This is a genomic window from Clostridium sp. AF36-4, assembly GCF_003435975.1.
In the GTDB taxonomy this organism is placed as follows: Bacteria; Bacillota; Clostridia; order Lachnospirales; family Lachnospiraceae; genus Eubacterium_F.
The window spans coordinates 1-1,123 of the sequence record NZ_QTVH01000070.1 but is presented as its reverse complement, the minus strand read 5'-3'; the positions used below and the strand labels follow the sequence as shown (position 1 = coordinate 1,123).

The window sequence follows — 1,123 nt, the reverse complement described above, 5'->3', positions numbered from 1 at the left end:
GTCTCGTTTGTCATAGAGGTTAAGCGGTTCTGGTAATCATAGCCATACGTGGTTTTCAGTCCGTTTGCCGCCTGTCTTTCGCTAAGGCTTCCCTCCGTATCATAGGCATAAGAAACAGCCCGGTTTCCTTCGCTGTCTTTGACGGAAATCAATCGGGAACTGCCATCATACTCATACGACAGAGAAAGTTTGGTATCCTCCCCTGCTTTTACGGAAAAAGTGGATTTGTTTCCATTACTGTCATAGGTATAATTCTTTACGACATCCTTATTTTTTGTCAGTTTGGTCGTTTCTTTTGTGACCTGGCCGGATACATCGCCATACACAAACTGTGTATCATCCTGTACTGCCACATCTCCATAGGCATTGTAGCGGTAGGTATGTACGGTTTCTTTTCCGGTCTTTTTCTCCTTTGCTGTCCTTTCGGTCAGCCGGTTCTGGTTATCATATGTGTTTTTCAAAATGTTTCCGTTTTTATCTACGGTTTTCGTCAGGTTGCTGTTGCAGTCGTAAGTATACGTTTCCGTTCTTCCTTCCGGGTCGGTATAAGAAACCAGACGGTTTTTCGTGTCATACACATACTTTGTTTCCCGGATGGTATCGGATTTCTTTTTCCCGGTTACCAATACGGCATACGTTTTACCGCCATAGGTAAAGGTATCCTTACCGGTATCGTCTTTGGCATTTTCAACTGCCGCTACCGTTACCGTCAAAGGACCGGTCATGCCGGTAAACCGGCGCACCTTGTTGCCCTGTTCGTCATAGACGTACTGGACATACTGTGCTTTTTCATTTTCCAGACTGCTTTTTACCTGAACGAGATTTCCCTGTTTATCATAAGTATACTCGATTTCTTTGTTCTTGTCACCCTCGATTTGCTCTTCTGTTTCCACGAGGTTGCCGGATTTATCATATTCGTTTACCACGGTCTGGTAACCGGCACTTCCGTCTGTCTTGTTCTGCGGAAGTTCTTCTTTGATCTTGCGGCCCAAAAGGTCATAAGTATATGCTGCCGCCACGTTCTCTTTGACACCGCGCGGACTGTATTCTTTTGTAACCTGTCCCTTACCGTCATAGACGGCTTTTGTTTTCTGGGTCTGCCAGTCGGTTTCCCCTTCTTTTC

At 45.4% G+C, this 1,123-nt stretch carries 1 protein-coding gene; it reads right to left on the bottom strand.

Going from position 1 to position 1,123, the window contains the following annotated elements; all coding sequences use genetic code 11:
* Window positions 1-1,123: hypothetical protein (locus DW005_RS13625; protein ID WP_347461785.1), on the bottom strand; the 1,123-nt coding region annotated here is incomplete at both ends.